Source organism: Mesorhizobium sp. YC-39 (assembly GCF_025753795.1).
Taxonomy (GTDB): Bacteria; Pseudomonadota; Alphaproteobacteria; order Rhizobiales; family Rhizobiaceae; genus Mesorhizobium.
In genome coordinates, this window is record NZ_JAOWPS010000028.1 from 1 (window position 1) to 1,774 (window position 1,774).

2 protein-coding genes are annotated in these 1,774 nt (G+C 56.9%); both read right to left on the bottom strand.

What is annotated here, in order from left to right; genetic code table 11:
- Positions 1–29: 29 nt before the first annotated feature.
- Positions 30–842 carry an SDR family NAD(P)-dependent oxidoreductase gene (locus tag OHD62_RS35490; protein ID WP_263792406.1) on the bottom strand — a complete coding sequence of 271 codons (813 nt, stop codon included), beginning with the start codon at positions 840–842 and terminating at the stop codon, positions 30–32.
- 9 nt (positions 843–851) lie between these two features.
- Entirely contained in the window at positions 852–1,613 is a 762-nt protein-coding gene (locus OHD62_RS35495; protein ID WP_263792408.1) for an SDR family NAD(P)-dependent oxidoreductase, read from the bottom strand.
- Positions 1,614–1,774 lie beyond the last annotated feature (161 nt).

Below are 1,774 nucleotides of genomic sequence, written 5' to 3' on the forward strand. Positions count from 1 at the left end.
TTCGCAACCCGTTCGACGCCGAAGTCCCACTATGCCCGCGCCTTCGTCAGTTTGGCTCGATACTCCTCGTCCAGGATGGCGGGCAGAGATATCTTTTTGGTTCGCGCACCGTCGACAGAGATCATTTCACCGCTAACGAAACTGGAATCCTCGCTAGCCAACCAAAGCACCGCATTGGCTATCTCCTTCGGAAAGCCGGTCCTTCCCACCGGGTGAAGTTGTCCCAATTCCCGCTCGATCAAGCTTCGGTCCGGGTGCATCTCGACGTACGCACGATTGAGATCGGTATCAATCCAACCGGGGCACACGGTATTACAACGTATGCCATCCGGTCCGAGGTCCACTGCCAGTCCCAGCGTAAGACCATGCACGCCGGCCTTGGTGGCGGCGTAGGCAGTATGCCAAGGGTTGACCATATAGCCCTCGACCGATCCGATGTTGACGATCGTTCCCGCGCCGGTACGCCTCATTTCCGGGACGACATACTTCGCCATTAAAAACGGGCCACGGAGATTGACCGCCATAAGCCTGTCCCAATCCTCGGCAGTCTGCTCGTCGATCGACTTATGAATGACCAGACCGGCATTGTTGACTAGGACGTCGATCCTGCCAAACTTCTGCAGGACGTCGTCAACGAAGGTGCGAATCGAGACCTCCTTTGTGACATCGAGAGACATAAACGTGAGCCTCTCGACGCCGTCGGAACCGGCGGAGCGGTCGTCACGCAGGTCGCCCACGACAACTATGGCGCCTTCATCAGTGAGCTTCTCAGCAATTGCTCGCCCTATGCCTTGATTGCCGCCGGTGACGATGGCAACCTTACCTTCTAGCCGATTACCCAAGAATCCCTCCTAACCTGCAGTGACCCCGCCATCTATTGGAATAGCAACGCCGGTGATGTGCCTGGCCCCCGCGCTTGCAAGAAACAACGTCAAGCTAGCAATTTCCTTCGGAGTCGCCACGCGGCCCTGAGGTATTGCGTCAACATTTCTTTGAATAATCTCGGCTGCGGTAACCGGCTTGCTATGGGCCGACACAAGCATGGGCGTATCTACAGCGCCGGGGCAGACGGCATTGATGGTGATTTGCTCTTTGGCGTGGTCAAGGGCCATGGCTTGAGTCAACAAAACGACCGCGCCTTTCGATGCACAATAGGCAGCCAGCCCGGGACAGCCAAACAACCCCACATTTGAAGCTATGTTGACAATGCTGCCGCCACCGGTCGTCCTCATGGACTTCACTGCGGCGCGGCTGAAGTAGAATACACCGTTGACATTGGCGTCGAATGTCTGGCGCCAATCGTCATCCGTAGTGTCGACGGCGCTTCCACGCCGGATGATCCCGGCGCTGTTGACCAAGACGTCAACCTTTCCGAAACGCGCTACAGTGGAATTCACTACATGGTCAGCAAACGCCGAGTCGGCGACATCGCCAAACTTCAATTCGGCCTCACAATTGAGTTTCTGAATCGACTCCAAGGCTCTTTGCCCCCGCTCTCGATCCCGGCCGACCAACACGAGTGAGGCCCCGATCGCCGCGAAAGCCTCTAAGACGGCCTCCCCTATCCCCGACGTCGCCCCTGTAACGATAACCACCTTCTTGGAATGTGTCATGGTTCGATTGCCCGGGTAGAAGTGATGGGGCTTGGCGGGGATATTTCCCGCACCCTGATTAGTGATTTATGACCGCATGCGGGCTGTTCGCAAGCGTCCAAAAAGTCATGTGCCAAACAAGCTGAAGTCATGGCGCATCGGACAGCGGTGACGGCTTGGTG

What these genes read in the sequence shown, in the direction of transcription:
- OHD62_RS35495 (WP_263792408.1), bottom strand. Translation starts at nt 1,613, where the DNA reads ATGACACATTCCAAGAAGGTGGTTATCGTTACAGGGGCGACGTCGGGG.